At 39.6% G+C, this 1,932-nt stretch carries 2 protein-coding genes; both read left to right on the top strand.

From position 1 onward, the window contains the following. Positions 1–42 precede the first annotated feature (42 nt). Positions 43–495: a GNAT family N-acetyltransferase gene (locus KL866_RS17845; protein ID WP_214996280.1), complete on the top strand. Its 453-nt coding sequence runs from the start codon at positions 43–45 to the stop codon at positions 493–495. Between the two features lie 587 nt (positions 496–1,082). Continuing rightward, a complete protein-coding gene (locus KL866_RS17840) occupies positions 1,083–1,385 on the top strand; it encodes a hypothetical protein (protein WP_214996278.1) in 303 nt (100 codons plus the stop codon). Positions 1,386–1,932: the final 547 nt, after the last annotated feature.

Here is a 1,932-nt window from a genome sequence, read left to right as displayed (position 1 = left end):
CCCTTATTTAAAAGTTATACCTAAAAGGAGGTTCCACTAAAAATGGAAATTTATAAAGCTGATAAAACTAAAATTGAAGCTGCCTCAAAAGTTTTTGATTTATATCGTCAATTTTATGGGCAACCATCAAACTTGAACGCTTCTACTGAATTCTTATCTGAGCGTTTTGAGAAAAAAGATTCAAGATTCTTTATAGCACTCAGTTCAGATGGAGAACCTTTGGGATTTATTCAACTTTATCCTTCATTTTCATCTGTTGCTATGAAAAAGATGTGGTATTTAAACGACTTATTCGTTGTGGTGAGTGCTAGAGGTAAAGGTGTGGCTAGCGCATTGTTAGATCACGTAAAAACATACGCTAAAGAAAATGACAGCTTCTCTTTAAAATTAGCAACGGCAGTAGACAATGTTGCAGCGAAAGCACTCTATGAAAAACACGGTTATAGCAAAGTAACGGCATTCGACCATTATGTTCTCCGAACAGACACGGTATAACAACTCAATTAACTCGCTCACTTTGTTCGCTGGGACGCATACACGCGGCGCGGCTTCGCCATTATGCCCCACGTGCCTGCGCCCGTTATTGAAAAGTTAGGCGTCATTTACTTACAGTATTAAAATGTGGGTTAAACCGTGACATTCAAGCATCAAGGTTGTTTCACTAGGTTGTCTTTACAGCTTGCTTTTTCGGTAGTTTCAACGGCTTTAGCAACGCGCTTTTAATCAACATCACAACGCCAACATTCTGCATCACCAGCTTTCTAAACTCGCTCTTTTATCCAGCAATGTCGTTAACATCTGGCATTTCGCACAGGGTTGTTTTATCTTAATTTCAATAATTTAAATAAGTGGCCTTATCGGCTAGTGGTGGCAGCAAAGCTGCGTACTTTCAGTTGTACGCCTAACAAAACGCTGTTGGCACTCCCTTCGGTCGCTGGGACGCTAACACGTGGGCTGACTCGCTTCGCTCGGATTTTAGCCCACGTGCTAGCGCCCCAAAGCTTAGCGTTATAACGATAAGGGTAGTCAAGATGCTCATTACCGCTCACAATATAAAATATTCACTAATCATGTGTATTACAATGTCCGTGACAATATTTTTGTTACGCGGATTTTATTCTGAAATCGAATTAAATCTAATCAATTTAACACCTTATTTGTTGTCTTCAGTTATAGGGGCTGTTTTAGCTTTTTTATATATATATTTATTTCCTAGCCAGAGAAAAGATAAGTTTCTTACATTTTTTATTCCGGGTGTTATTTTGACGGTGTTAATAATAACAACAGGGTTATCAAGTTTTTGGCTAATTGATGAGTTAATATTAATGTTGTGTTTTATTTTTGGCGGTCAAGAGCTTTCAAAAGCTGAGTCAAAATCGTTATAACAAGGGTTTTCAAGTCGGACAAATTACAGTTGGCTTTTTGTTCGTGCCTTACTTATTTTAGCCAACTGCAATTTGCCGCTTAAAACGGCGTTAGGCGTCATTTACTTACAGCTTAAAAAAGTGGGTTCAATCGTGACATTCCAGCATAAAGGCTGTTTCACTAGGTTGTCTTTGCGGCTAGCTTTTCGGTAGTTTCAACGGCTTTAGCAACGCGCTTTTCATCAACACCGCAACGCCAACATTCAACATCACTAGCTTTCTAAACTCGCTCATTTATCCAGCAATGTCGTTAACATCTGGCATTTCGCACAGGGTTGTTTTATCTTAAATTTAATAATTTAAACATGCGGTCTAATTGGCTAGTGGTGGCAGCAGAGCTGCGTACTTTCAGTTGTACGCCTAACAAAACGCTGTTGGCACTCCCTTCGGTCGCTGGGACGCTAACACCGCGCTAGCGCCCCTTAGCTTAAAGTTATGTGTCACAGTAAATTGAGGAAGGAAAGTTGAATGAGCAACAAAAAAGCTTCATTTCCAATTGAATCTACGG

Source organism: Alteromonas sp. ALT199 (assembly GCF_018619335.1).
In the GTDB taxonomy this organism is placed as follows: domain Bacteria; phylum Pseudomonadota; class Gammaproteobacteria; order Enterobacterales; family Alteromonadaceae; genus Alteromonas.
This window is presented reverse-complemented; position numbering and strand designations above follow the sequence as displayed.

Excerpts from the sequence above, each read along its gene's own strand:
- KL866_RS17845 (WP_214996280.1), top strand. The coding sequence starts at position 43 with ATGGAAATTTATAAAGCTGATAAAACTAAAATTGAAGCTGCCTCAAAA.
- KL866_RS17840 (WP_214996278.1), top strand. The coding sequence starts at position 1,083 with ATGTCCGTGACAATATTTTTGTTACGCGGATTTTATTCTGAAATCGAA.